Below are 25,345 nucleotides of genomic sequence, written 5' to 3'. Positions count from 1 at the left end.
CCCGTCACACCTTTCCGGCATACCGTGACTCGCGTCCCGAACGTCCTCCATAAGGAGAAACGATGTTGCGTCGAGCCCTGGGCGTCCTGGCCGCGGCCGGAGCACTGCTCCTGACGGCCGTCCCCGCCTCGGCGGCCGTCGAGCCCCTCGCCCGTGCCCACGCGCACAACGACTACGAGCACGACCGTCCGCTCCTGGACGCCCTCGACCACGGCTTCACCAGTGTCGAGGCCGACATCTACCTGGTGGAAGGCGAGCTGCGCGTCGGGCACGACCCCGAGGACCTGCGGCCGGGCCGTACGCTGCAGTCGCTCTACCTCGACCCGCTGGCCCGCCGCGTACGCCACGGCGGCGTCTACCCCGGCAGCCGCCGGCAGCTCCAGCTCCTGGTGGACATCAAGAACAACGGCGCCGCCACCTACACCGAGCTGGACAGGGTCCTGCGCGACTACCGCAAGATGCTCACCACCTACCACAAGGGCAGGGTCAAGCCCGGCGCGGTGACCGTGGTGGTCAGCGGTGACCGGCCGCGCGACCTCATGGCGGCCCAGCAGCGGCGGCACGCCTTCTACGACGGCCGCATGTCCGACCTGGGCCAGGGCAACCCCGGCCTGATCCCGCTGATCAGCGACAACTGGACCAACCACTTCAGCTGGACCGGCGAGGGCGAGATGCCGGCCGCCGAGCGGGACAAGCTGCGCCAGATCGTGGCCACCGCGCACCGCGACGGGCAGCGGGTGCGCTTCTGGGCCACGCCGGACGTCGCGGGACCGGCCAGGGACGCGCTCTGGCGGGAACTGGTCGCGGCCGACGTCGACCACATCAACACCGATGACCTGGCGGGGCTGCAGCGGTTCCTGCGGGCCCACGACGACCGGCGCGAAGCGGCGTAGACCCGTAGTCCCCATAATGGCGCTCAGTGTGCGCAGCCCGCGTACTCGTCCAGGCGGCGCAGCATCGCCGCCAGCATGAGCGGGAACATCGCCACGTGCGAGACAAGCATCAGCGCGTCGGCGTCGATCGCCCCCAGCCACAACAGCGGGAAGAGCGGCACGACCGGGGCGAACATGACCGCGCACATCTCCAGCGTCGGAGCCCAGCCGTGGCCGCGGAAGCGCATCCACGCGGCCATGCCGACGGACATGTTGAAGGCCATCGACAGGTACCAGAGCTCGGGTTGTCCGGTGTGCGAGACGCCGAGGCCGACGGCGGACTGGAGCATGCCGAGGGCGAACATGCCCACGAACATGGCGATGATCATTTCGACGTAGTGGAGGGCGAACCGGCCCCAGCGGCGGCCGGTCTGAGGGGGTGTCGTCGTTGTCATGGCCCGACTGTGCCGCGCCGGGGGACCGGGGACCAAGGGTGGCGGCGGGGTAGGTCCGGAAACTTGGGTTCTTGGTCCGTCGGACCTACAGTCGGGGCATGGAACGACGACGGGTCGTGGTCGTGGCGTACGAGGCCGCGGAACTGCTCGACATCGCCTGCGTCACCTCGACGCTGGAGAGCGCCAACTGGCACGGCGCGCTGCCGTACTACGAATACCGCGTCGCCACCCCCGGCGGCCACCCCATCACCACCGGCACCGCGCTCACCCTGCAGGCCCAGCTCGCCCTGGAGCGGGTCAGCGGGCCGCTCGACACGCTCATCGTGTCGGGCGGGATCGGCAACGAGGACGCCGCCGCCAACCCGCTGGTCGTCGCGCACGTCAGGCGGCTGGCCAGGGAGAGCAGGCGGGTGGCCTCGGTGTGCACGGGAGCGTACATCCTGGCCGCCGCCGGGCTGCTCGACGGGCGGCGGGCCACCACGCACTGGCACCAGGCGCAGGTCATGGCCTCCCGCTTCCCCGACGTCGTCGTGGACGCCGACCCGATCTTCATCAGGGACGGCGACATCGCCACCTCCGCCGGGGTCACCGCCGCCCTTGACCTCACGCTGGCCTTCGTGGAGGAGGACAACGGCACCGAGCTGGCCAGGACCGTGTCCAGGCACCTGGTCACCTACTTGCAGCGGCCCGGCAACCAGGCGCAGATGAGCATGTTCGTCAGCGCGCCCGCCCCGGCCAACAGCCTGGTCAGGCGCAGCGTCGAGTACATCGCGGCGAACCTGCGCGCGGATCTCGGCACGGCCACGCTGGCGGCGCGGGCCGGCGTCAGCGAGCGGCACCTGACCCGGCTGTTCCTGCGGCATCTGGACCAGGCGCCCGGCCGCTACGTCAGGCAGGTCCGCACGGAGGCCGCCGCCCACCTGCTGGCCTCCACCTCGCTGCCGCTCACCGCGGTGGCGACGCGCTGCGGTTTCGGCACCGCGGAGACGCTGCGACAGGCCTTCATCGACCGGTACGGCATCGCGCCCTCCCGCTATCGCCTGACACAGGCGGTCGGCTGATCCTGGTATCTGGCTAATGTTGCTGCGATGAACGGTGACCGGGTCATAGGCGGGTACGCGCTGCGGCGTCTGCTCGGCCAGGGCGGCATGGGCGAGGTGCACCTGGCCGTCACGCCCACCGGCGGCCTGGCCGCGGTCAAGCTCATCCATCCCGCGCTGGCCGGGGATCCGGACTTCCGCCGGCGCTTCGAGCGCGAGGCGGCCGCGGCTCGGCGGGTGGCCAGGTTCTGCACCGCGCCGGTGCTGGACGCCGGGATCGACGGGGAGGTCGCGTACCTGGTCACCGAGTACATCAAGGGGCCTGACCTGGCGCAGGCCGTACGCGAGCAGGGGCCTTTGTCCGGCGGGAACCTGGAGGCGCTGGCCGTGGGCATCGCGACCGCGCTGAGCGCCATCCACGGGGCCGGGGTGATCCACCGGGACCTCAAGCCGTCCAACGTGCTGCTCTCGCCGCTGGGGCCCCGGGTGATCGACTTCGGGATCGCGCAGCTCGTCGGCGCCGACAGCATGGCCAGCCGGTCCCTGCTCGGGACGCCCGCGTTCATGGCGCCCGAGCAGGTACGCGGGGAGCCGCTGACGCCCGCCACCGACGTGTTCGCGTGGGGTGGGGTGATCGCGTTCGCGGGGACGGGGCGGCTGCCGTTCGCGGGCGGGTCGGCGGCGGCGGACCTGTATCGGATCACGCATGAGGCGCCTCGGCTGGAGGGGCTGGACGAGGGGATCCGAGGGGTGGTGGAACGGGCGCTGGCCAAGGACGCCCGCCTCCGGCCGACGGCCGCGCAACTGCTGGCGGAACTGGTGGGCGGCGGCACCCGCCTGGCCACCGCCACCGAAGTGGTGGAACGCACGTGGACGGGGACCGTCACGGCCGACGTACGCGGCCACGCGGTGGATGTGCGTCCCGGGACGCCGGGACCGGTGGATGTGCGGCCCGGGTCTGGGGCGCCGGGATCGGTGGATGTGCGGTCTGGGGCGCTGGGGCCGGTGGGTGTGCGCGGCGGCGCGACGGGTCCGGCGATGGTGTCTCCTTCCGTCGCGGGGCGGCGTCGGCGGTGGTGGCCGTGGGCCGTGGGCGGGGGCGTGCTGGTGCTCGCCGTGGTGGCGGCCATTGCCGTGCCCGGTGCCCTGGCACGCCAGAACTGGCCGTACGAGGCCGGATTCTCCGACGCCTGGGAGGTCGGCGCGTCGGACGGCGGCAGTGCGAGCGCGGACGGCTCCGGCTACGAGCTCACCGTCAGACCGGGCTGGCGGTTGTGGAAGTCGGCCCCCGTCACGGAGCCGGAGCAGGGCGTGATCGTCAGTGCGAAGGCCACCCTGGAAGAGGGGACGGGCGAATACGGCGTGTGGTGCCACGGCTCGGCGGGCTCCGGCGACCGCTACGAGTTCGGGGTGAACGGCGCGGGCAAGGTCTCGATCGTCAAGCGCCGCACCGGCACCGAGGGCAAGACCCTGTACGGCCCCGCCGACGCGCCGAAGACGGCCGCCAACCGCATCGTGGCGGAGTGCGGACGCAGCGGCGACAAGGCGACTCTGCGCATGTGGCTGAACGAACGCCTGGTCGCCGAGGTGTCCGACGACGATTCCCCCTACGCCCCCAGGGAGGCGGGCGTGCACGCGGCGTCCAGCGCCTCCGAACAGACCCGCGTGCGATTCGAGTCCTTCGCGGTCAGACCGGCGGCGGGCGGGTGAGAATGCGGTTCAGCGAGGGCGAGGGGCGGGTGAAGGTGCGGTTCAGTGAGGGCGAGGGGCGGGCGAAGGTACGGTTCGGTGTGCGCGTGAGGGCGAGGAGCGGGTGAACGTGCGGTTCGGCGTGCTCGGGCCGTTGCGCGTGGACGGTGGCCAGGCTCCGGGGCCCGCCAAGCACAGGACGTTGCTGGCGGCGCTGTTACTGTCCGCGCGCGAGCAGGTGCCGGTCGATCGGCTGAGGTCCGTGGTGTGGGACGACCGGCCGCCGGCCTCGGCGGAGTCGGTGTTGCGGGTGTACGTGAGCGCGCTGCGCAAGATCGTCGATGGGATCCGTACCGTACCCGGCGGCTACCTGCTCGACGTGGAGCGGGACGAGGTGGACTGCCACCGGTTCGAGCGGCTGGTCGCCGAGGCCAGAAGCATGCGGGCGGCCGGGCAGGTGGCGCGGGCGGCCGACGGGTTCGGGGCGGCGCTGGCGTTGTGGCGGGGTCAGGTGCTGGCCGACGTGGAGTCGTCGGTGTTGCGGCGGGCGCACGGCGTACCGCTGGAGGAGTTGCGCCTGACCGCGCTGGAGGAGCGGGTGGAGCTGGACCTGCGGCTGGGCAGAGGCGCGGAGGTGGTGGGCGAGTTGCGGGCGCTGGTGGGGGCGCACCCCCTGCGGGAACGCGCCTGGGTACGCCTCATCGAGGCACTCCACCAGGCCGGCCGCAGATCGGAGGCGCTCGGCGCCTACCAGGACGCGCGGCGGACACTCGTGGAGGAACTGGGACTGGAACCGGGTGCGGAGCTCGCCGCCGCCCACCAGCACGTCCTGAACGACGGCCCCGCCATGAACGACGGCCCCGCCGCCAGGCATCCTGGCGTCTCAGGTGCTGCCGAGCGCCCCAGTGCCGCATGGGCCGCTCAGCAGTCCGGTGCCCCCTGGGGTGACGGGGTGGTGAGGTCGCCGGTGGATGAGTTGCCGCCTGACGTCTCCGACTTCACCGGGCGGCAGGCGGTGCTCGGCTGGATCGCCCAGATGGCGGCCGAGCGGGGGCACGCGCCCGTGCACCTGGTCCTGCACGGCCCGCCGGGCTGCGGGAAGTCGGCCGTCGCCGTGCACGCCGCCACCGCGACCGAGCTCCCCGACGGCCGTCTCTACGCCTCGCTGGGCGCCCGTCCGCCCGGCGCCGTGCTCGAAGACCTGCTGCGCTCGCTCGGCTGCCCGGACGGCGCGGTGCCGCCCGCACTGGACGATCGGATCCGGCTGTACCGCAGCATGACGGCCCGCAGGCGGCTGCTCGTCCTGCTGGACGACGCCGCCGACGAGTCCCAGGTACGCCCCCTGCTGCCCACGGGGCCGGGCAGCCTCACCCTGGTGACCAGCCGGTCTCCGCTGGCCGGGCTGGAGGCGGCGCGGGCGTACGAGCTGGGGCTGCTCGGCCAGGACGAGGCCGTCACCATGCTCGGCGAGGTGAGCGGGCACGACCGGGTGCGCGCCGAGCCCCAGGAGGCGCTGCGCATCGTCCGGCTCTGCGGCCACCTGCCCCTGGCCCTGCGCATCGCCGGATCCCGGCTGGCCAGGAAGCCGGGCTGGACACTCGCACACCTGGCGGGACGGCTGAGCGACGAGCGGCGCAGGCTCGACGAGCTCAGTGCGGGCGACCTGGCCGTACGGGGCAGCCTCGCCCTCGGCTACCGCGGGCTGCCGGACCGGGAGCGCCGGCTGCTGCGCCGGCTCGGTGCGCTGTCCGCGACCGACTTCGCGCCCTGGGCACTGGGCGCGGACCTGGAACCGCTGGCGGAGGCCGGGCTGCTGCAGTCGCGCGGCCTGGACGAGGCCGGCCAGGAGCGGTACGGATGGCACGATCTGACCAGGCTCTACGCCGCCGAACGCCTGGCCGCTGAGGACGGCGGCCCGGCCGGCGTGCTGGCGGCCATGGCGGACGAGATCCTGGAGCGCACCAGACAGGCCAGAACCTCCCTCCTCCCCGCCGAACCCGGCTCCGGCCGCACCGTCGGCATCCGGCCGTCCGCACAGGGTGGCGGCAGCCTGGAGACGGGGTGGTTGCGGCAGGGGGCGCGGTGGCTGAGCGCCGAGCGCCGCTTCCTGGTGGCGGCCGTCGAGGACTTCTCCCGGGCCGGTCTGTACGAGGCCGCGTGGCGGCTGGCCTTCTACCTGACCCCGCTGTTCGAGCTGGGCGCGCACCACGACGACTGGCACGCGACGACGGCGACCGGCCTGGACGCGGCCAGGGCGGCGGGCCACCGGCACGGTGAGGCGCTCCTGCTGCGCGGCCTGGCCGACCTGCACAGGGCGGAAGGACGCACGGACGCGGCGGCCGCGGCGCTGCGGGCGGCCCAGCCGCTGGTGGAAGGGCTGGAGCTGGCCCGGATCACGCTCAGGCTGGGCCTGGTCCAAGCCGCCACGCCGGCCACGAGGTTGGAGGCGGAGCGGGCCTTCGTACGGGCGTTGCGGGTCTTCGAGGAGGCCGGCGACCGGCGCGGGCGGGCGGACACGCTGCGCGCGCTCGGCTCCCTGCGGGCCGACGAGGCCGCGCTGAACGGGAGCCTGGTCGCCTACCGGGACCTGGGCGACCTGCGGGGCGAGGCCGAGGTCCTGCTGGACCTGGCCAGGCGGCAACTGGCCGCCGGAAACCACGGCCAGGCCCGCGAACACGTGGAGCGCCGGCTCCGGATCAACCGCCGCCTGGGCGACCGGCTGCCGGAGGCGGTGGCGCTGCTCGTACAGGCTGAGATCGCCCTTGACCTGGACGATCACGGCGGGGCAGTTGTGACGCTTATGCGTGCTATGGCAGAGTTTGACCGCCTCGGCGACGCGCAGGGCAGGGCCGAGGCCGAACGGCTCACGCTGGAGGCTCACAGGCGGCGTGGTCAGCGGATATAGCCGACTATGCGCGTTCTGAAGGTCGCCTCTCTACGGTGACTGCCATATCCCCGACAACGAAGGTGACCACAACGATGCGAAAGACGTTCGCGCTGGCTGTCGCGGCCGTCGCGCTGACCGGTTGCGGCATGCTCCCCGGCCAGCAGGGCGGCGGCGGCGAGGAGCGGCAGACGCAGAGCGCGGCGGAGCAGGAACCCGCGCCCACGCCCACCTCCGAGGCCCCCGAGCAGCCGGCGCAGAGTGCTCCGGCGCAGGACACCGCGGTGATCGCCACCCGCGAGGTCAAGGTCAGCGACGGCGGCCAGTCCGGTGCGGCGCGGGCGGAGATCACCTCGCTCAAGCGCCAGGGCCGCACCATCAGCCTCAACTGGACGATCACCGCGACCGACGGCAAGGTCAACATGCACAACGGCATGGGCGGGGGCGTGCTCGACTACACGGTTTCGGCCGTCGCCCTGATCGACCCGGTCAACGCCAAGCGCTACCGGGTGGCCCGCAACGGCACGGGCCAGGACGCCGAGTGCGTCTGCTCCGACACCCAGGGGCAGTTCCTGGACAAGGGCGCGGCCTCCACGCTGTACGCGGTGTTCGCGGCGCCGCCCGCGGACGTCACGAAGATCAACGTCGAGATGCCGATGATCGGCGTGTTCACCGATGTTCCGATCTCTTAGCGTCGCACTGGCACTCGTTCTGACCCCGGCCCCGAGCCCGCCCGCGGACGCCACCGGACCCGTCGAGGATCTCGTGCTGCCGGTCGAGGACATCATCGGCGAGGTCGAGTCGCTGGACGGCACCGAGAGCGAGAGCAAGCAGGGGCGGCAGGTGACGGTCGCGGTGACCAGCGACGTGCTGTTCGCGCTGGACAAGTGGCAGCTCACCGCCAAGGCCAGGGAGCGGCTGGGGAAGGTGGCGGAGAAGGTCAGGGCCGAGGGGGCCGGCGGCGTGGTCAAGATCGAGGGGCACACCGACGACCAGGGCACGGACTCCTACAACGTGACGTTGTCGCAGCGGCGGGCGCAGGCGGTCGAGGGCGAGATGCGCAAGCTGCTGGCGAGCGGCGCGACGCTGCAGGCCCAGGGGTACGGCGAGTCCCGGCCCAAACTGCCCAACCTGGTCGACAACAAGCCCGTCGAGAAGAACCGGGCCAAGAACCGCCGCGTCGAGATCGTCTTCACCGCCAAGCAGTGATCACGAAAAGCACGCGGCGTGCCCGGCGCACAATGCCCGCCCCTCAGCGCGTGCCCGGCGCGCGCCGCTCGCGTTGGGGTCGGGTCGCGAACGGCGCGCGGCCGTCATGCTGTCCTGGCGTCACTCACCCTGCAGCTGCCCCAGCGTCACCTCGACCGTCGCGGTCTGCCCGTCCGCCCGCTGCAGCCCCACCCGGGCCTTGTCTCCCGGCCTGAGCGTGGTGATGGTCTCGGCCAGGGCCGCCATCGTCGGCGTCTCCTTGCCGTTGATGGAGACGATCACGTCCCCGTTCCTGATGCCCGCCTTCTCCGCGCCCCCGCCCCGCTCGACGCCGGCCACCCCGACGCCGCTCGGCTGCCCGTCGGAGCCGATGACCGTGCTGCCCCGGATGCCCAGCGCGGCCCGGTGGCTGTTGGTGACCCGGCCGTCCTTGACGATCTGGCGGGCGATGTCGGTGGCGGTGTTGCTCGGGATCGCGAAGCCGATGCCGGGCGCGGCGCCGCCGCCGAGGTCGGGGTCGGTGGCCGCGAGAGTGGGAATGCCGATCACGTGACCGGTCAGGTCGACGAGCGCGCCGCCGCTGTTGCCGGGGTTGATCGCGGCCGAGGTCTGGATCGCGCCGGCGATGGTGGCGCCGGGCGAGCCGGGGTTCTGCGGTTCGGTGACCGTACGGCCGAGCGCCGAGACGATGCCGTCGGTCACGCTGCCGGACAGCCCCAGCGGGTTGCCCATGGCCAGCACGATCTGCCCCACCCGCAACTTGGACGAGTCGCCGAAGCGGGCCGGCCTGAGCCCGTCGGGGTTGTCCACCTTGATCACCGCCAGGTCCCCGGCGGCGAAGGACTTGACCAGCCTGGCCGGGCGGGGAGCCCCGCCGGTGGCGATGGTGACGTTCATCTGCGTGGCCTGCCCCACCACGTGCGCGTTGGTGATGATGTGACCGTTCGCGTCGAACACGATGCCGGAGCCGAGCCCGGCCTTCGTGTTGATCTGCACGATGGACGGCAGCACCTCCGCGATGACCTTCTCGTACGCCGCCTCCAGCGCCTGTGGCGAACCCGCCGGTGAGGACGTCGTCGCAGAAGGCGTGGGCGTGGCGGAGGTGGGGGCCGGTGTGGGGGTTCCGGCGGGAGGTGGGCCGCAACCGGCGAGCAGTACGGCGGCAGCGGCCAGTCCCGCGGCGATCTCCCTCATGGGAGGTCCCTGCCCAGCTCAGCCGGAAAGATACGCTTCCCGGACGTTTCGCCTGCTCAGCTTGCCGGTCGGCGTACGGGGCAACGCCTCCCGATACTCGATCACCCGCGGATGCTTGAGCCTGGCCAGCCGGGGCGCGCAGTGCCGCAGCAGGTCGGCCGTCAGCTCCTCCCCGCCGCTGACCCCCGTCACCGGCTGGACGAGCGCGACGACCTTCTGCCCCCACTCGTCATCGGGCACGCCGATCACCGCCACGTCGGAGACGGAGGGGTGTTCGAGCAGCGCCGCCTCGATCTCGGCCGGGTAGATGTTCACCCCGCCGGAGATGATCAGGTCGGTCCGCCGGTCCAGCAGGAACAGGTAGCCGTCCTCGTCGAGGTAGCCGATGTCGCCGGGCGTGTAGTCGCGCCCGCGCATGGCGGCGGCCGTCTTGTCCGGGTCGCCGTGGTACTCGAAGCGGTTGATTCCGCCGATGTAGACGAGCCCTGGGGAGCCGGGCGGCACCTCCCGGCCGTCCTCGTCCACGATCGTGAACGACATGCCCTCCAGCGCCCTGCCGACCGTTCCCGGCCGTTCCAGCCACTCCTGCGAGGAGACCATGGTCGCCACGGCCGCCTCCGTGGAGCCGTAGTACTCCCAGACCACCGGTCCCAGCCAGTCGATCATCGCCTGCTTGGTGGCCGGCGGGCACGGCGCGGCCCCGTGGTAGAGGTGGGTGAGGGAGGACAGGTCGTACGACTCCCGCTCCGGCACCGCCAGCAGCCGGTGGAACATCGTGGGCACCATGAACGCGTTGGTCACCCCGTGCCGCTCGATCAGCTTCAGCGTGGCGGCGGCCTCGAACCGCTCCGGCGCCACGATCGTGTGCCCCAGCTGCAGTGCCATCATGGCCTGGCCGTACGGCGCCGAGTGGTAGAGCTGCGAGAGCACCAGATGCACCCCGCCCTCCGGCAGCCCGAAGTGTTTCCAGCTCTTGCGCATCAGGATCGGGTACAGCTCCTCCGGCGTCAGGTCCAGCAGCCGCCTGCGCACTCCCTTGGGCCGCCCGGTGGTGCCCGAGGTGTAGAGCATCATGGACCCGGCCCGCCGGTGGCCGGGCGCGGTGGCCGGTTGGCCGGCGACGAGCTCGTCCACGGTCAGGGCGTCCGGCGCGATCACCACCTTGGCTCCGCAGTCGCCGACGATGTAGTCGATCTCCTCGGCGGTGAAATGCCAGTTGACGGGAACCAGGTAGACCCCGATCTGGTACGTCGCCAGCATCATGGTCAAGGCGTCGGCCCCGTTCTTCAGAACGGTCACCACGCAGTCGCCCGGTCCGGCTCCGCGCGAGGTCAGACCGTTCGAGGCACGGTTGACGCGGTCGAGCAGACCTCCGTAGGTGAGGCCCTCGTCACCGAGGAGGGCGGGGCGTTCAGGGTCGTCGGCTGCGATCTCGTAAAAACCCCTCATGTTGGCAGACCTTACAGAATAAGATTCTGCAAGGGGAATAGAGGAATTATCCCGCTCCGAGGTGACGTAACCTCAAGGCCATGGCGGACGACGGCGAGCGCAGAAGTAACTATGGATCACCCACCACCCCGTTTCGCAAGGTCGTCATGCCCGCGGAAGAGACGATCAGGATCTCCAGGCCGCCGGCGCCGGGGCCGTCCAGCCCGGTGAAGCCCGCGAGCCGGCCGGGCGGCCAGCCGCCCGGCAAGGCCCCGAACCAGGGTCCTGCACCGGCCCCCGGACCGGCCCAAGGCGCGGGCCAGGCTCCAGGCCAAGCTCCCGCCCAAAGCCCCGCTCAAGGTCCCGCCCAAAGCCCCGCCCAAAGCCCCGCCCAAGGCCCGGGTCCCGCCCAAGGTCAGGGTCCCGCTCAGGGGCCGGGTCCCGCCCAAGGTCAGGGTCCCGCTCAGGGGCCGGGGCAAGGTCCGAGGCCGGGCGCGGGTCCGGGTTCGATGCAGCGCGTGGGCCCGGGTCCCGGCCAGCCGCCCCCTCCCGGCTACCTGCAGCCGCCGCCCTCCATGGCCCCGCCGCCACCTCCGCCCCCGCCGGCCCGCCGCCGCTTCGGCGACATCCCGATCAACACCGTCTACCTGTTCGGCGCCATCCTCGGCACGGTCCTGGCCGTGCTGCTGGTCTTCGTGGTGTTCTCCGGCGACGTGCCCACCCGCCAGGACGCGTCGGAAGAGGTCATCTCCGTGGCGCCGGTGCCCTCCGTCTCGGCGACCGCCACGCCGACGACCAGCCCGACCCCGACCGAGACGCCGATCGTGCTGCCCCCGGTGCCGGCGGGCAAGGCGTACAAGACGCTGCCCGGCACGGCGTCCGCCGTCACCAGCACCATCACCGACAAGACGGTCGGCATCACCTACCCGAGGCTGGCCTCGCCGTGGAAGGCCAGGTCGTTCTCGCCGTTCTCGATCGCGCAGCGGATCGGCAAGGTCGAGATCCCGCACACCGTGATCGGCTCGGCCATGTACCCGGGCGACTCGCCCGCGAAGAAGCCCACCTCGAACGCCGACTACCGGGAGATCGCCACCGAGGCGGCCCGCTGGACGATCCGCACCCAGTACCCCAAGGGCGCCACCCTCGACGAGTGGACGGGCTCCAAGAAGATCCCGGTCGGCAAGGGCTGGACGCTCGGCTACAAGGTCTCCTACACCTTGGACGGCAAGAAGCAGGAGGCCCAGGCCATGGTGACGATCGTCGAGCTCGGCAAGAACAAGCCGGGCATGCTCATGGCCTCCATCCCCGAGGCGAACAAGAAGCACTGGCCGGACCTGAACACCCTCGCCACACAGGTACGTCCGATCTGACAGTGTGACGGGCCGCACGATTGGCCAGAAGCATCCTCTAGAATATGGTTCTGCGAGTGAGGCATGACTCGGACCTGGCTGGAGGATGAGCAATGGCTATCGGGTTGAGCGAGGAGCACGAGGCGCTTCGCGAGTCGGTGAGCGGCTGGGCGGAGCGGAACATCCCCTCGGAGCTGCTGCGCGCCGGGACGGACGGGCGTCCCGCCTTCTGGCCGGGCCTGGCCGAGCAGGGGCTGCTCGGCCTGCACGTGCCCGAGGAGCACGGCGGCTCGGGCTACGGGCTGCTGGAGGCGGCCGTCGCCGTCGAGGCGCTGGCCGAGCGCATGGCGCCCGGACCTTTCGTGCCGACCGTGCTGGCCAGTGCCGTGATCAACGCCTCCAAGCGCCCCGAGCACCTGGAGTCGTTCGCCGACGGCACGCTGACCGGCGCCGTCGCGCTGACCGGCGCGCTGAGCGGCATCCGCCGTGAGGACGGCTCCCTGGTGGTCTCCGGGAGCGCGGAGCCCGTGCTGGGCGGCTCGCTGGCCGACTCGCTGGTGCTGCCGGTCGCCACGCCCGACGGCGAGGAGTGGGTGCTCATCGACGCCTCCTCCGCCACCGTCACCGAGCTGCCGTCGCTCGACCTGACCAGGCCGGTGGCCAAGGTCGAGCTGTCGGACGTGGTCGTGCCCGCCGAGGGCATCCTGGGCGGCGTGCGGGCCGCCGACGTGCGCGGCTTGGCCGCGATCCTGCTCGGCGCCGAGGCCGCGGGCCTGGCCTCGTGGTGCGTCACGGCCGCCGCCGAGTACGCCAAGGTACGCGTGCAGTTCGGCCGCCCGATCGGCCAGTTCCAGGGCATCAAGCACAAGTTGTCGCGGATGCTCGTCGCGCAGGAGCAGGCGTGCGCCACCGTGTGGGACGCCACCCGCGCCGAGGGCAAGGAGCTGGAGTTCGCCGCCGCCGTGGCCGGGGTGATGGCACCAGACGCCGCCGTGCAGTGCGCCAAGGACGCCATCCAGACCTTCGGCGGCATCGGCTACACCTTCGAGCACGACGTGCACCTCTACTACCGCCGCGCGCTGACCCTGCGCGCCCTGCTCGGCTCGTCGGCCGAGTGGGCCGCCGACGTGGCCGGGCTCAGCCTCCAGGGCGTCTCGCGCGAGATGGAGATCGACCTGCCGGAGGGCGCCGAGGAGCTGCGCGAGTCGCTCCGGGCCGAGATCGCCGAGATCGCCCAGCTTGACGGCAAGGAGCAGAAGCGCGCCCTGGCCAAGGGCGGCTTCGTGATGTCCCACCTGGCCAAGCCGTGGGGCCGCGACGCCGGGCCGCTGGAGCAGGTGCTGATCGCGCAGGAGCTCAAGGCCGCCAAGGTGCGGCTGCCCGTGATGATCATCGGTGCCTGGGTGGTGCCGTCGATCGCCGCGTACGGCACCCCCGAGCAGCAGGAACGTTTCCTGCCCAAGACGCTCAGCGGCGAGATGATCTGGTGCCAGCTCTTCTCCGAGCCCGGCGCCGGCTCCGACCTGGCCTCGTTGCAGATGAAGGCCGAGCGGGTCGAGGGCGGCTGGAAGCTCAACGGCCAGAAGATCTGGACCTCCGTGGCCCACGTCGCCGAGTGGGGCATCTGCATCGCCCGCAACTCCGGCGAGGGCTCCAAGCACGAGGGCATCACCTACTTCCTGGTCGACATGAAGGCCCCCGGCGTCACGGTCAGGCCGCTGACCGAGATGACCGGCGAGAACCTGTTCAACGAGGTCTTCCTCGACGACGTCTTCGTGCCGGACGACCTGGTCGTGGGCGAGGTCGGCGAGGGCTGGAAGGTGGCCCGCAACACGTTGTCCAACGAGCGTGTCTCGTTGTCGTCCGGCTCGGGCGGCACCGGCGCCTCCGTGCCCGACCTGCTGGGGCTCGCCGGCCGGCTGGGGCGGGAGCTGACGCCGATGGAGCGGCAGCGGGTGGCCGAGGTGGTCTGCGAGGGCCACTCGATCAACGCGCTGTCGCTGCGGGTGACGCTGAGGCAGCTGGCCGGGGCAGAGCCGGGCGCGGACGCCTCCGTACGCAAGCTGCTGTCCACCTCCCACGCCCAGCACGTCTCCGAGAGCGCGGTGGAACTGCTCGGCGCCGCCGCCGTGACCGCCGCCGACATGAAGCTCGGCGACGCCGGCTACTGGAACCGGGCGGTGCTCGCGACCAGGGCGATGACCATCTACGGCGGCACCACGGAGGTGCAGCTCAACATCATCGGCGAGCGCATGCTCGGCCTGCCCAGGGACCCGGAGCCCGGCAAGTAACTATCTCTCCACAGGTTGTGGGGGCACGGCCGCGCCGTTCTCGTCGGGGACGGCGCGGCCGATTCTGATCTCCCCGACGCAGGCGTCCGGCCCGGTCGCGCGGATGGCCAGCTCCCGGCCCTGACCGTCGAGCCGTACGAACGTCCTGCCCAGGTCCTTGCCGGCGGGCACCCGCGCGACGCCGGGCCCGAGCCGTACCGACAGGGTGGTCCCGGCGGCGTTGAGGTAGGAGATCTGCGCCGTGTACGCGCCCCCCGGCAGTGACGCGGGGAGGCGGAAGCGGACCTCCTTGGCGCCGACCGGCACGCAGGCTCCGCGCTGGGGGATCGTGAGGCCCCTGACGGTCACCGGACGCAGGCGGCCCTGCCGGTCGAAGGCCATGGCGTCCTGTACGGGGCCGGACAGCTGCCTGGTCCACCGCACCGGCCACGGGTCCGGCATGGCGAGGAGCCTGGAGTGCAGGGCGTAGTCGTGGAAGAAGGCCGCGGCGGCGACCGAGCCCGGCACGTGGGTGTCGAGCACGATCGTGCCCTCGGGCACCCGGGAGAGCGCGAGCTGGGCCGTACGCACATAGGCGCGCGCGGTGGCGCCGAGCGGGCGGTCGGCGTAGGCGGTTACCGACCACAGCGAGCCCGCCGTGACGGCGGCGGCCAGCGGCACCCAGGCGAGGCGCAGCGGCGAGCGCGGGCGCAGCCACGGCCGTTCCTCGTCCTCCAGGGGGATGCAGGCCAGCGCGACCACGAGGGCGAGCGGGGTGGCGGTGGCGGCCAGGTAGCGCAGCTCGTACCCGAGCACCTCGGGTCCGAGCAGTTCGATCCGTCCCAGCAGCACCGGCACCACGTCGGCCGGCAGGAAGTAGCCGAGCAGCGTCAGCCAGGCCAGCCAGGCCCGGCGCCGCCACAGCGCGGAGGCGGCCACCACGGCGGCGGCGACCGCGAGCCCGGCCCAGACCAGCGGCTCCGGCGGGGCGGCCGTGGCGTAGTCGGCCCCGATCGGCCGCCACTGCCACGGGCCGCCCAGCGCCGAGGGGATCAGGCCCCGGGAGCCGAGCACCCACGCGAACTCGGCGGCCACGCCGGCATCCGGCAGCTGCGGCGTCTGGGTGGCGTTGTTGAGCTGGATGGAGCTGTAGAGCCCCGTGAAGAAGACCCATGAGTAAACCGCCAGGATCGCCGCGTAGGCCGCCCACGCGCGCCACAGCCGCATCCAGGCGGGTGCCAGCCAGCCGGCGGTGACCACCAGGATCAGCACCGGGATGAAGGCGGCCTTGACGAAGAACGCCAGCCCGAACACCGTCCAGGCGCACGCCGCCGCCAGATGCCGCGCCCGGCCGCGCCGCACGTACAGGATGTGGGAGGACAGGGCCATCGGCAGCGCGAGCTGCAGCGGAAGCGTCTCCAGCACCGCCGCCCACCACGACAACGACGGGATCGTCATGGGCGTGACCAGGTAGAGGCCGAGCGGCACGAGGATCGCCGGGCGCGCACCGAACAGCAGCCGCAGCAGGCGCAGCAGCGCCAGGCTCGCGGCGGCCTGCAGCGCCATCGTCGTCGTGTGGGCCAGCACCTCGTTGTAACCGCCGAGGCGGGCCATCGCCCAGGAGATGCCGAACCCGCCCGGCAGCAGGTGGCCCACGTCCACCCACATCAGGTAGTCCCAGGTGAACGCGTTCTCCTGGCCGCGCAGGATGTAGTGGAAGTCGTCCTGCCGGAAGTACGTCCGCCTGACCAGCTCGAACTTCCAGACGAGCTGCACCACGACCATGGTCAGGCCGATCGCCGGCACGGCGTCGCCGCCGCGTAATCGCTGGTGTACCCCCTGTGCGATCATCGCCCCGTTCCTCCCGGCGCAGCGTAACCACGCGAAGGTCATCGGCGGAATGGCCGTTGCGCGGTTGTGACGCCCCGGACGCGACGTCCGGGAGTGGCGCCTGTTTGTGATGTCATGTCGGAATGCCGCACCCCGCCCGAGCCGGGCTCGCCGCCGCCCTCCTCGGGCTGGCACTCGGCTGCCTGGCGCTCGGGCCCGCCCTGGGCTGGGGATTCGCGCTGCTCCAGGACATGGTGTTCGTGCCGGACCCGGTGTTCACGCGCTTCACGTTCGGGCTGGCGGGCGGGGCGGCGCGGGTGGTGCCGAGCGACGCCGTGGTGACCGCGTTGTCGCAGGTGTTGCCGGCCGAGCTGGTGCAGAAGCTGATCCTGCTGGGCATCTTCGTGCTGGGGTGCTCGGGGACGGCGCTGCTGCTGCCCGCGGAGTCGCTGGGGCCGCGGCTGGTGGCGGGGGCGTTCTACGTGTGGAACCCGTACGTGGCCGAGCGGCTGCTGATCGGGCAGTGGGCGCTGCTGCTCGGGTACGCGGCGCTGCCCTGGGTGGTGCGGGCGGTGTGGTCGGGGCGGCGCGTGGCACTGGCGATGGTGCCCGCGGCGGTCGGCGGGTTCGCGGCGATGACGGTCACGGCGATCACGGTGTTGCCCATGGCTCGGTGGCGGGTGGTGGCGCTGCTGGGCGCGTTCAGCCTACCGTGGCTGGTGCCGACGGCGCTTCGGCCGCAGGGGATCGACGGCGACCCGGTCGGCGTGGAGGCGTTCGCGGCCCGCGCGGACACGCCGTTCGGCGCGGTGGGGAGCCTGCTGTCGCTGGGCGGGATCTGGAACATGTACGCGGTGCCGCCCGGCTACGAGAGCGTGCTCGGGGCGGTGGCCAGGCTGGCGCTCACCCTCGTCGGGGTGGTCGCCTTCCTGCGCTCGGACGTGCCGTACAGGAAGCCGCTGGCCGTGTCGGCGGGGATCGGGCTCGGCGTGGCGTGCCTCGGGGTGAGCGGGCCGGGGCGGGAGGCGTTCAAGCAGGTCGTGCAGTGGTGGGGCGGGTTCGGGGTGTTCCGCGACGCCCAGCAGTTCGTCGCGCCGCTGGCCCTGGTGGCGGCGCTGGGCCTGGGGGTGCTGGCCGGGCACGTGGCGCGCGAGTCCGGGCCATGGGCGCGGGTCTGGATGGGCGCGCTGGCGCTGGTTCCGGTGGCGGTGCTGCCGACGATGGCCTGGGGGTCGCTGGGGCGGCTGGACGCCGTGTCCTACCCCGCGAGCTGGACCGCCGCGCGCGAGATCATCAGGCGCGACCCCGAGGCGGGGGACGTGCTGGTGCTGCCGTTCGAGTCCTACCGGCAGTTCCCGTGGAACGGCGGGCGGGCGGTGCTGGATCCGGCGCAGCGCTTCTTCGCGGCGCCGGGGCGGCGGGTGGTCACCAACGACGTCGTACGGGTGGGCGGGCTGGTCGTCGGGAGCGAGGATCCGCGTGCGCAGGCGGTAGAACACGTACTAGAAGGGCCCTCGCCGGACCTGCCGAAGGCGGGATTTCGCTACGTGATAGTCGACGCGGGGACAGTTGAAGAGCGGCAGCGGTTCAGCATGTGGCTACGGAGTGCGAGGACCCTGGTCGATAGCGGTGACCTGCGGCTGTACAGATTTGAAGGTCCGGTGGCGAGGGTTTCGCCCGAATAGGTACGCTGATCAGTGACTTTGCTAAAGTTTCTCATAGCTACTTCCGAGTAGCAGTAATTGGTTCTAGGTTTAGTGACGCCCGCACCAACGCCCGCGCAAGGAGGAACCCCGTGATCAAGATCCTCTTAGCAGCGATGATCGGCGTCGCCGTGGCGGCCCTCGTGGCGACGGTCACCACCGTCACCTTCACCGGCGCCACCAGCACGCCGGTGAACCAGCCGCTCTACAACTACGGCGACCGGTAAGCCCGAGCCGAACATGCCACCCTCTCCCCAAGGGGAAGAGTGGGCGAGTCGACCACCACTGCTTGAGATCGTCATTCCGGCCCGCAACGAGGAAGGACGACTTCCCGGGGGGCTCCTGCAGCTGTGCGCGAAGCTTGCCCGCATGCCGTTCCCCACTGCCGTCATCGTCGTGGACAACAACAGCACGGACAGTACGGCCGAGATCATCAGGAGCCGGCCGCGCGGCCCCGTGCCCGTACGCCTGATCCAGTGCCCGACCCCCGGCAAGGGGGCCGCCGTACGCGCCGGGCTGCTCGGCACCAGCGCGCCCTTCGTCGGCTTCTGCGACGCCGACATGGCCACCGACCTCGATGCCGTCGATGTGGCGCTGGGGCTGTTGTTGTCCGGTGAGCGCGTGGTGATCGGCTCCAGGGCCCACCGGGACTCCCACGTGGAGAACCGGCACAGCCGGGTCCGCGAGCTGGGCGCGTACGGGTTCAGGACGCTGGCCGGCGCGCTCGTGCCCGGGGTCGGCGACACCCAGTGCGGCTTCAAGTTCTTCGACGGCGTGCTGGCCCGCGAGACCGCCGCGCGGCTGCGCACCCCCGGCTTCGCGTTCGACGTCGAGTTGCTCGCGCGCTGCGTGGAGCAGGGCTCGGCAGTGCGGGAGATCCCCGTGCGCTGGCGCGACATGCCGGGCTCGCGGTTCTCCCCGGCCAGGCACACCTTCGGCATCGTGCTGGAGCTGGGACGGATCTGGCTGCGGTTGCGCGCCCACCCCCTTCCGGTACGTCCCGCGGATCCCCCGCGTCCGGCGTGGGAGCCGCCGCTCGACCCCGTCGGGTATCCGTGAAGATCGCCGTCGTCAACTGGCGTGACCCCTGGCATCCCCAGGCGGGTGGCGCCGAGACCTTCGCCTGGGAGCTGGCCCGCCGCTTCGCGCGGGAGGGCTCCCAGGTGTGCTTCGTCACCGCTCGGGCGCCGGGGCAGAGCCGGCGCGAGAGCGTGGACGGGGTGCGGTTCGTCCGGATGGGCGGGGTTTTCAGCGTCTATCCATTGGTGCTGGGCTGGTTGCTGCTGCGCGGCGGTCGTTTCGACGCGGTGCTCGACTGCCAGAACGGGATCCCGTTCTTCACGCCGTGGGTGGTGCGGCGGCGTACCAGGGTCCTGTGTGTGGTGCACCACGTGCACGACCGGCAGTTCGGGGTGCACATGCCGGGGTGGCTGGCGGCGTTCGGGCGGTTCCTGGAGGGGCCGGTGTCGCGGTGGAGCTACCGGCGGCACGAGAGCGTGGCGGTCTCGCCGTCCACGGTGCTGGCCATGCGGGAGCGGCTCGGGTGGCGCGGGCGCGTGCACATCGTGCCGAACGGGGTGAGCGTTGCCACCGTCGGGGAGGTGGCCAAGAGCGCCGTCCCGCGGATCGTCTGTCTCGGGCGGCTCGTCGCGCACAAGCGTGTTCACCTGCTGCTGGACGCCGTGGCCGAGCTGCGCGAGCGCTGGCCCGACCTGGTCGTGGACATCGTCGGCAGGGGGCCTGAGGAGGCGGCGCTGCGGGCGCGGCTGCCCGAGGGCGTGATCATGCACGGGTACCTGCCCGAGGAGGACAAGGCCCGGCTGGTCGGGCGGGCGTGGTTGCACGTGAGCGCCTCGCAGGGCGAGGGGTGGGGGCTGAGCGTGCTGGAGGCCGCCGCGCTGGGCGTGCCCACGGTGGCCTTCGACGTGGACGGGCTGCGGGACGCCGTACGGCACGGTGAGACGGGCTGGTTGTTGCCCGACGGCACCGATCTGGCCAAGGGCCTTGCCGCGGCACTCGACGAGCTGGACCACACTTATACGGTGAAATGTCGGGAATGGGCCGGGCGGTTCTCGTGGGACCGCAGTGCCGAACGCCTCACCGCGCTGATGCACGGCCGCGACCCCGGGCCCGGCTGGGAGGAGCGGTGAGCCGAGCCGAGGGCAACGGCGCGGCGGACCGGCGGGATGGCGCGGCGCTGCGGGGCCGGCGGAATGGGGCCGTGCTTCAGGACAGGACGTTGTTGCCCACCGACAAGCTGGTCGCCGGGCGGCGCACCGGCGCGGGGCGGCCGGTGGGTGAGCCCGCCAGGCACCGGCTCTGGTTGCTGCTGTGCTGCTTCGGCTTCGGCCTGCTGGCCTTCACCACCAAGCCGGGCAACCTCATCTCCGACACCAAGATGGACCTGGCGCTCAACCCGGTCGGCTGGCTGGAGCGCGCCGCGCACCTGTGGGACCTGCAACACTTCGGCCAGCTCCAGAACCAGGTCGCCGGCTACATCTTCCCGATGGGGCCGTTCTTCGCGCTGGGCGACCTGGCGGGCGTCGAGCCGTGGATCACCCAGCGGCTGTGGCTGACGCTGCTCATGAGCGTGGCCTTCCTCGGCGTGGAGCGGCTGGGCAGGCAACTGGGTATCGGCACGCCGGGCACCAGGATCGTGGGGGCGCTGGCGTACGCGCTGGCCCCGCGCACGTTGTCCATCCTCGGCGAGATCTCCATCGAGTGGCTGCCCGCCGCGATGTTGCCGTGGATCCTCATCCCGCTGCTGACCGCCTCCGAGACGGGCCAGCGGGCGCGCGGGGCCATCAGGTCGGCGCTGGCGGTGGCGTTGTGCGGCGGCGTGAACGCGGTCGCCGTGCTGGCCGTGCTGGTCGCGCCCGTGTTGTACATCCTGACCAGGCCGCGCCCGGTGCCGCGCTGGCGGCTGCTCGGCTGGTGGTCGGCGGCCGTGGCGGTGGCCACCCTGTTCTGGTCGCTGCCGCTGCTGCTGGTGGGCCGCTACGCCTTCTCGTTCCTGCCCTACACCGAGACCGCCGGCACCACCACGGCCGTCACCTCGCTCACGAACGTCCTGCGCGGCGCCTCCGACTGGGTGCGCTACCTGCCGCTGAACGGCGTCTTCGAGCAGCCGCCCGGATTCACGATCGCCACCTCCGCCACCATGGTCGTGGTCACCGGCGTGATCGCCGCGCTCGGCCTGGCCGGGCTGTCGCGCCGCGACCTGCCCGCCAAGGGGTTCGTGGTGGCGCTGTTCCTGGTCGGCACGGTCGCGCTGGTCGCGGGGCACGCCCACGCGCTGGAGCCGGTGGTGGCCGAGCCGGTGCGCTGGTTGCTGGACGGCCCGCTCGCGCCGCTGCGCAACCTGCGCAAGTTCGACCCGCTGCTGCGGCTCGCGCTCGCCTTCGGCCTGGCCCATCTGCTGGTACGGGCCCGCGTGCCGCTGCGTACCGTCGCGGTGGCCTCCTTCGTCGCGCTCGTGCTGCCCGTCTTCAACCAGGGCCTGGCCGCGCCCGGCGACTTTCGGCAGGTGCCCACCCACTGGCGCGAGGCGGCCGGCTGGCTCAACCGCGAGGCCGGCGACGACGGCGTGCTGATCGTGCCGGGCGCGAAGTTCGGCGAGTACGTCTGGGGCCGCCCGATGGACGAGCCCATGCAGGCCCTGTCCACCGCGCGCTGGACCACCAGGCAGATCACGCCGCCCGGCTCCGTCGGCCTGACCAGGCTGCTCGACGCCATCGACCAGCGGCTCACGGCGGGCCACGGCTCGGCCGGGGTGACGGCCGTGCTGCGCCGGATGGGCGTGCGCTACCTGCTGGTCAGGAACGACCTGAACAGGGCCGTCCTCCAGGGCGCCTGGCCGTCCCGGATCTATGAGGCGCTGCGCGAGTCGCCCGGCATCAGGAAGGTGCGCTCGTTCGGCGAGCCGGTCGGCGACAGGGAGACCGACGACGCGGTGAACCAGGTGGACCCGGCGTTTCCCGCGCTCGACCTGTACGAGGTGGAAGGCGCATCGGACCCGGTCTCCGTGCAGTCCGCGGCCGACGCGCTGACCGTGCGCGGCGGGCCCGACGCGATGCTCGCCATGGGTGACCTCGGCCTGCTGGACGACGGCCCGGTCCTGGTCAACGGGGACGCCGGCAAGCGGGAGACGCCGACCGTGGTCAGCGACGCGCAGCGGCTGCGGGAGCGCTCGTTCGGCGAGATCAGGACGAACCAGTCGCCCACCCTGACGGCGGACAAGAAGGCCGACTTCGGCGGGGTCAGGGAGCTGGACCTGCTGGAGGACGGCTGGCTGGAGGACAGCGCGGTGGCCGAGTACGACGGCATCGCGCAGATCGACGCCTCCTCCTCGGTCGCCGATCCGTACGCGATCGCCGGGATCAGCACCGCGGGCGGCAGCGCCTGGGCGGCCATGGACGGCAACATCAAGACCGGCTGGCAGAACGACGGCTCCAAGTCGCCGCACGGCGAGTGGTTGCGGGTGGACCTGGCCAAGCAGCAGCGGCTGCCGTACGTGGACGTCATGTTCGCCCCCGACCTGCTGCTCGGCCAGTCGGTCAAGCGGCTGGCCGTGGAGACCGAGGCGGGCAGCCTGGTCCAGGACGTCACCCGGAGCACGGGGGCGCAGCGGCTGCGCGTGCCCGCCGGGCTCACGAGCTGGGTGCGGCTCAAGGTGGTCGAGACGGCGTCCCGGGAGTGGAGCTACGGGCAGCGCGTCGGCATCGTCGAGTTGTCGATCCCCGGGGTCACGGCCGGCCGTACGATCAGGCTGCCCGGCGAGGGCGGCGACGCGTACGTCATGGGCAAGGGCCTCGACGAGCGTCCGGCCTGCATGCGCAACCAGCAGCGCTGGGTGTGCAACGAGGTGACGCTGGCCAAGCGGGGCGAGGAGACCGGGTTCGACCGCACTTTCCGCGCGGCGTCCGCAGAGAGCGTGAACGTGCGGGGAAGGGCCGTCCTGAGCGATCCCGAGCTGATCGACCGTTTCACCCGGGTCCGAGCGGACCTGACCACCGTGACCGGCTCCTCCCAGCTCGGCCAGGACGCCGTGGTCTCGCCCCGGTCGGCGTTCGACGGGGACGCCAGCACCACCTGGGTCCCGGACGTGGACGACACCGAGCCCACGCTCACCGTCGCCTGGAAGGGCGAGCGCAAGATCTCCCGCCTGCAGATCGGCCGCCCGAGCGACGACAGGCAGTCGCTGGACGTGATCGTCACCGGCGACAAGGGGCAGGTGCGCGCGGGCCGGGTGGACGAGCGGGGCAACCTGACCTTCAAGGCCATGACTACCTCCCGGCTCAAGCTCCGCTTCGTCCCCTACTCACAGCGGTTGCAGGTGACCGAGCTGGTCGTGCCCGGCGTGGACGTCGTGGGGCGGCCCGCCGACATCCCGCTCAGGCTCGCCTGCGGGCTCGGCCCCAACATCGAGGTGAACGGCAACACCGTCCGGACGAAGGTCGCCGGCACCCACGCCGACCTGCTCGAACAGCGGCCCGTGCAGATTCTGGGCTGCTCGAAGGCGGAGCTGGCCGAGGGTGACAACCGGGTCCGGGTGGCCGGCTGGGACGCCTTCACCATCGACTCCCTCGTCGTCGGCGCGCTGCCCGACGAGCCGCGCGGCGTGGAGGGGGCGGCCGTGCGCGGCGCCTGGGACACCTCCGTGCGCGAGGTGATGGTGAACGCCCCCAAGGACTCCTTCCTCGTCGTCAACGAGAACCACAACGCCGGTTGGCGGGCACAGATCGGCGGCGAGACGCTCAAACCCGTACGGATCGACGGCTGGAAGCAGGGCTGGGAGTTGCCGGCCGGCACTTCGGGGACGGTCAGGCTCGACTACCTGCCCGACCGCCCCTACCGGCTCGCGCTGCTGCTCGGCCTGGCCGGGATCGCGCTGCTGGCGGCGGCCGCCCTGGTGATGCGGGGGCCGCGCCCCGAGCACGTGCGCGAGACGGCCGCCGCCTCGGCCGGTAGGTTGTCGCGGCTGCGGGCCCCGTACGTGGTCGTGCTCGCCCTGGCGTTCGGCGGCTGGGTGGCGAACTGGCCCGGCATGATCGCGGTGCTCACCGCCTTCCTGGTGACCCTCCTGCTGCGCGCCAGGAAGCTGCCCGCGCACTGGGCGGCGGCCGGCGCGTTCGGCGTGGCCACGCTCTGCCTGGCGGTGGCCTGGGTGCTGCGTGACTACGGGATCGACGTGCCGGTGCTGATGGACGAGGCGCCGCAGCTCGCCGCCGTGGCGGCCGTGGGCGTGTTGTTCGGCCAGCTCGTCACGGAGCCGGCACGACCGGCCGCCGAGCCGGAGCTCCCGGCGGAGAGGCAGGTGCTGACCGGTGTCGGCTGAGCCTGAGCGCGGCCACCTCGATCAGGTGGTAGCTGCCGACGCTGAGCAGCAGGGTCGCCGTGAACGAGATCACCGCCACGCTGGTGAAGTCGCCGCCGAACGGCTGGGCGCCGGTGAGCTTGAGCAGCAGCGTGATCACCGGCGCGTGCCAGAGGAAGAAGCTGTAGGAGATGCGGCCCAGATAGGCGCACACGGGGTTGCCGAGCACCCGGTTCCTGAGCGAGCCGGGCCGGGAGGCCAGCGCGAACGGCGCCACCAGGAGCACCGCCACCGCCGCTTCCAGGGTGAGGCGCCACATCGACTGCGGCAGGGTCGGCAGCGTGAGCGTGCGCGGCCCGGCCAGTGCCGTGCTCAGCAGCGCGTACAGCAGGCCCGCCAGGACCAGCAGGTGCGGGGCGATCGAGTCGATCACGCGGCTGTGCCCGATCCACACCGACAACACCGCCATGGCCATGCCGCAGGCGAAATAGACCAGGTGGTACGGCAGCGTCAGCGCGAGCTGCGGCAGCTCCAGCGTCCTGGACACGGCCACGGTGGCCACGGAGATCAGCGGCAGCACCGCGATGCCCGCCAGCAGCCGGACCGGCCGGTTGCCGCCGCGCGCCGCCCAGTGGTGCAGGAGCCAGGCCAGCACCGGCAGCAGCAGGTAGAACGACATTTCGATGGGCAGCGTCCACATCTGGTACAGCCCGTCGGGCGCCGGGTCGTCCTGGAAGAAGTTCTGCGTCAGCGACATCCACTTCAGCCACCCGGTCCAGTCGAACCCGCTCCACGCCCACAGCGCCAGGCCGGTCACCAGCCAGTAGACGGGCATGACGCGCATCACTCTGCGCCACAGGTAACGCAGCGGCCTCGGCCGTGGCGTATTCTCGATCACCGCGCGCGCCCATGGGCGATACAGCAGCAGGCCCGACAGGAGGAAGAAGATGGGTACGGCGATGCCCAGGCGGCTCATCATCCAGGGGAGCATGCCCTCGCGGTACATCACACCCGTGTTGCTTCCGACGTGCAGCAGCCAGACGCCGAGTGCGGCGATCGCGCGGATGCCGTCGAGCGCGGCGTCCCTGCTCTTCATCCCAGCTCCC

Annotated in this window: 18 protein-coding genes; 13 read left to right on the top strand and 5 right to left on the bottom strand. The window is 72.2% G+C overall.

Annotation, left to right across the window (positions count from 1 at the left end; all coding sequences use genetic code 11):
• Positions 1-62: 62 nt before the first annotated feature.
• Positions 63-893 carry a phosphatidylinositol-specific phospholipase C/glycerophosphodiester phosphodiesterase family protein gene (locus AB0I81_RS39670; protein WP_360668256.1) on the top strand — a complete coding sequence of 277 codons (831 nt, stop codon included), beginning with the start codon at positions 63-65 and terminating at the stop codon, positions 891-893.
• 23 nt (positions 894-916) lie between these two features.
• Here the strand turns inward: AB0I81_RS39670 and AB0I81_RS39665 are convergent, their stop codons facing one another.
• A complete protein-coding gene (locus AB0I81_RS39665; RefSeq protein WP_360668253.1) occupies positions 917-1,327 on the bottom strand; it encodes a hypothetical protein in 411 nt (136 codons plus the stop codon).
• Between the two features lie 98 nt (positions 1,328-1,425).
• Here AB0I81_RS39665 and AB0I81_RS39660 point away from each other — a divergent pair, with 98 nt between their 5' ends.
• From AB0I81_RS39660 to AB0I81_RS39640, 5 genes are all read left to right on the top strand, one after another.
• Positions 1,426-2,388: a helix-turn-helix domain-containing protein gene (locus AB0I81_RS39660; RefSeq protein ID WP_360668250.1), complete on the top strand. Its 963-nt coding sequence runs from the start codon at positions 1,426-1,428 to the stop codon at positions 2,386-2,388.
• Positions 2,389-2,415: 27 nt separating this feature from the next.
• Positions 2,416-4,077 carry a serine/threonine-protein kinase gene (locus AB0I81_RS39655; protein WP_360668247.1) on the top strand — a complete coding sequence of 554 codons (1,662 nt, stop codon included), beginning with the start codon at positions 2,416-2,418 and terminating at the stop codon, positions 4,075-4,077.
• Positions 4,078-4,180: 103 nt separating this feature from the next.
• Entirely contained in the window at positions 4,181-6,961 is a 2,781-nt protein-coding gene (locus AB0I81_RS39650; RefSeq protein WP_360668244.1) for a BTAD domain-containing putative transcriptional regulator, read from the top strand.
• A gap of 74 nt (positions 6,962-7,035) precedes the next feature.
• A complete protein-coding gene (locus AB0I81_RS39645; protein WP_360668241.1) occupies positions 7,036-7,632 on the top strand; it encodes a hypothetical protein in 597 nt (198 codons plus the stop codon).
• Positions 7,616-8,149: an OmpA family protein gene (locus AB0I81_RS39640; protein WP_360668238.1), complete on the top strand. Its 534-nt coding sequence runs from the start codon at positions 7,616-7,618 to the stop codon at positions 8,147-8,149. Before AB0I81_RS39645 ends, AB0I81_RS39640 begins: the two co-directional genes overlap by 17 nt.
• Positions 8,150-8,269: 120 nt before the next feature.
• On the opposite strand, the gene AB0I81_RS39635 is transcribed toward AB0I81_RS39640, so the two are convergent.
• The gene (locus tag AB0I81_RS39635) at positions 8,270-9,343 is read right to left on the bottom strand and encodes a trypsin-like peptidase domain-containing protein (RefSeq protein ID WP_360668235.1); all 1,074 of its coding nucleotides are present in this window, start codon (positions 9,341-9,343) and stop codon (positions 8,270-8,272) included.
• 18 nt (positions 9,344-9,361) lie between these two features.
• On the bottom strand, positions 9,362-10,792 hold the full coding sequence (locus AB0I81_RS39630) for an AMP-binding protein (RefSeq protein ID WP_360668232.1): 1,431 nt from the start codon (positions 10,790-10,792) through the stop codon (positions 9,362-9,364).
• 497 nt (positions 10,793-11,289) lie between these two features.
• On the opposite strand from AB0I81_RS39630, the gene AB0I81_RS39625 reads away from it, so the two are divergent.
• Positions 11,290-12,141 (top strand): hypothetical protein, encoded by an 852-nt coding sequence (locus AB0I81_RS39625; protein WP_360668229.1) that lies wholly within the window; start codon positions 11,290-11,292, stop codon positions 12,139-12,141.
• Positions 12,142-12,233: 92 nt separating this feature from the next.
• Positions 12,234-14,411 (top strand): acyl-CoA dehydrogenase, encoded by a 2,178-nt coding sequence (locus tag AB0I81_RS39620; protein ID WP_360668226.1) that lies wholly within the window; start codon positions 12,234-12,236, stop codon positions 14,409-14,411.
• Here the strand turns inward: AB0I81_RS39620 and AB0I81_RS39615 are convergent, their stop codons facing one another.
• Positions 14,412-16,241 (bottom strand): hypothetical protein, encoded by a 1,830-nt coding sequence (locus AB0I81_RS39615; RefSeq protein ID WP_360668223.1) that lies wholly within the window; start codon positions 16,239-16,241, stop codon positions 14,412-14,414. It abuts the gene before it with no gap.
• A 122-nt stretch (positions 16,242-16,363) separates the two neighbouring features.
• On the opposite strand from AB0I81_RS39615, the gene AB0I81_RS39610 reads away from it, so the two are divergent.
• The 5 genes from AB0I81_RS39610 (at position 16,364) to AB0I81_RS39590 (ending at position 24,260) form a co-directional block, all read left to right on the top strand.
• On the top strand, positions 16,364-17,905 hold the full coding sequence (locus tag AB0I81_RS39610; protein ID WP_360668221.1) for a hypothetical protein: 1,542 nt from the start codon (positions 16,364-16,366) through the stop codon (positions 17,903-17,905).
• Between the two features lie 110 nt (positions 17,906-18,015).
• Positions 18,016-18,150, top strand: a complete 135-nt coding sequence (locus AB0I81_RS39605; RefSeq protein ID WP_360668218.1) for a hypothetical protein — start codon at positions 18,016-18,018, stop codon at positions 18,148-18,150.
• A 13-nt stretch (positions 18,151-18,163) separates the two neighbouring features.
• Positions 18,164-18,982 carry a glycosyltransferase gene (locus AB0I81_RS39600; protein ID WP_360668216.1) on the top strand — a complete coding sequence of 273 codons (819 nt, stop codon included), beginning with the start codon at positions 18,164-18,166 and terminating at the stop codon, positions 18,980-18,982.
• Positions 18,979-20,073 (top strand): glycosyltransferase family 4 protein, encoded by a 1,095-nt coding sequence (locus AB0I81_RS39595; protein ID WP_360668213.1) that lies wholly within the window; start codon positions 18,979-18,981, stop codon positions 20,071-20,073. The genes AB0I81_RS39600 and AB0I81_RS39595 overlap by 4 nt, the downstream gene beginning before the upstream one ends.
• Complete coding sequence (locus tag AB0I81_RS39590; RefSeq protein WP_360668210.1) at positions 20,070-24,260, top strand: alpha-(1->3)-arabinofuranosyltransferase family protein; 4,191 nt, start codon at positions 20,070-20,072, stop codon at positions 24,258-24,260. The genes AB0I81_RS39595 and AB0I81_RS39590 overlap by 4 nt, the downstream gene beginning before the upstream one ends.
• On the opposite strand, the gene AB0I81_RS39585 is transcribed toward AB0I81_RS39590, so the two are convergent.
• Positions 24,187-25,335: an acyltransferase gene (locus AB0I81_RS39585; RefSeq protein WP_360668208.1), complete on the bottom strand. Its 1,149-nt coding sequence runs from the start codon at positions 25,333-25,335 to the stop codon at positions 24,187-24,189. The two genes, AB0I81_RS39590 and AB0I81_RS39585, sit on opposite strands and share 74 nt — an antisense overlap.
• Between the last annotated feature and the right edge of the window lie 10 nt (positions 25,336-25,345).

Source organism: Nonomuraea sp. NPDC050404, assembly GCF_040655495.1.
Taxonomy (GTDB): Bacteria; Actinomycetota; Actinomycetes; order Streptosporangiales; family Streptosporangiaceae; genus Nonomuraea.
Note: the sequence above shows the minus strand (reverse complement) of the source record. Positions and strands in the feature narration are given on the sequence as shown.

What these genes read in the sequence shown, in the direction of transcription:
- AB0I81_RS39670 (WP_360668256.1), top strand. Translation starts at nt 63, where the DNA reads ATGTTGCGTCGAGCCCTGGGCGTCCTGGCCGCGGCCGGAGCACTGCTC.
- AB0I81_RS39665 (WP_360668253.1), bottom strand. Translation starts at nt 1,327, where the DNA reads ATGACAACGACGACACCCCCTCAGACCGGCCGCCGCTGGGGCCGGTTC.
- AB0I81_RS39660 (WP_360668250.1), top strand. Translation starts at nt 1,426, where the DNA reads ATGGAACGACGACGGGTCGTGGTCGTGGCGTACGAGGCCGCGGAACTG.
- AB0I81_RS39655 (WP_360668247.1), top strand. Translation starts at nt 2,416, where the DNA reads ATGAACGGTGACCGGGTCATAGGCGGGTACGCGCTGCGGCGTCTGCTC.
- AB0I81_RS39645 (WP_360668241.1), top strand. Translation starts at nt 7,036, where the DNA reads ATGCGAAAGACGTTCGCGCTGGCTGTCGCGGCCGTCGCGCTGACCGGT.
- AB0I81_RS39640 (WP_360668238.1), top strand. Translation starts at nt 7,616, where the DNA reads ATGTTCCGATCTCTTAGCGTCGCACTGGCACTCGTTCTGACCCCGGCC.
- AB0I81_RS39635 (WP_360668235.1), bottom strand. Translation starts at nt 9,343, where the DNA reads ATGAGGGAGATCGCCGCGGGACTGGCCGCTGCCGCCGTACTGCTCGCC.
- AB0I81_RS39630 (WP_360668232.1), bottom strand. Translation starts at nt 10,792, where the DNA reads ATGAGGGGTTTTTACGAGATCGCAGCCGACGACCCTGAACGCCCCGCC.
- AB0I81_RS39620 (WP_360668226.1), top strand. Translation starts at nt 12,234, where the DNA reads ATGGCTATCGGGTTGAGCGAGGAGCACGAGGCGCTTCGCGAGTCGGTG.
- AB0I81_RS39615 (WP_360668223.1), bottom strand. Translation starts at nt 16,241, where the DNA reads ATGATCGCACAGGGGGTACACCAGCGATTACGCGGCGGCGACGCCGTG.
- AB0I81_RS39610 (WP_360668221.1), top strand. Translation starts at nt 16,364, where the DNA reads ATGCCGCACCCCGCCCGAGCCGGGCTCGCCGCCGCCCTCCTCGGGCTG.
- AB0I81_RS39600 (WP_360668216.1), top strand. Translation starts at nt 18,164, where the DNA reads ATGCCACCCTCTCCCCAAGGGGAAGAGTGGGCGAGTCGACCACCACTG.
- AB0I81_RS39585 (WP_360668208.1), bottom strand. Translation starts at nt 25,335, where the DNA reads ATGAAGAGCAGGGACGCCGCGCTCGACGGCATCCGCGCGATCGCCGCA.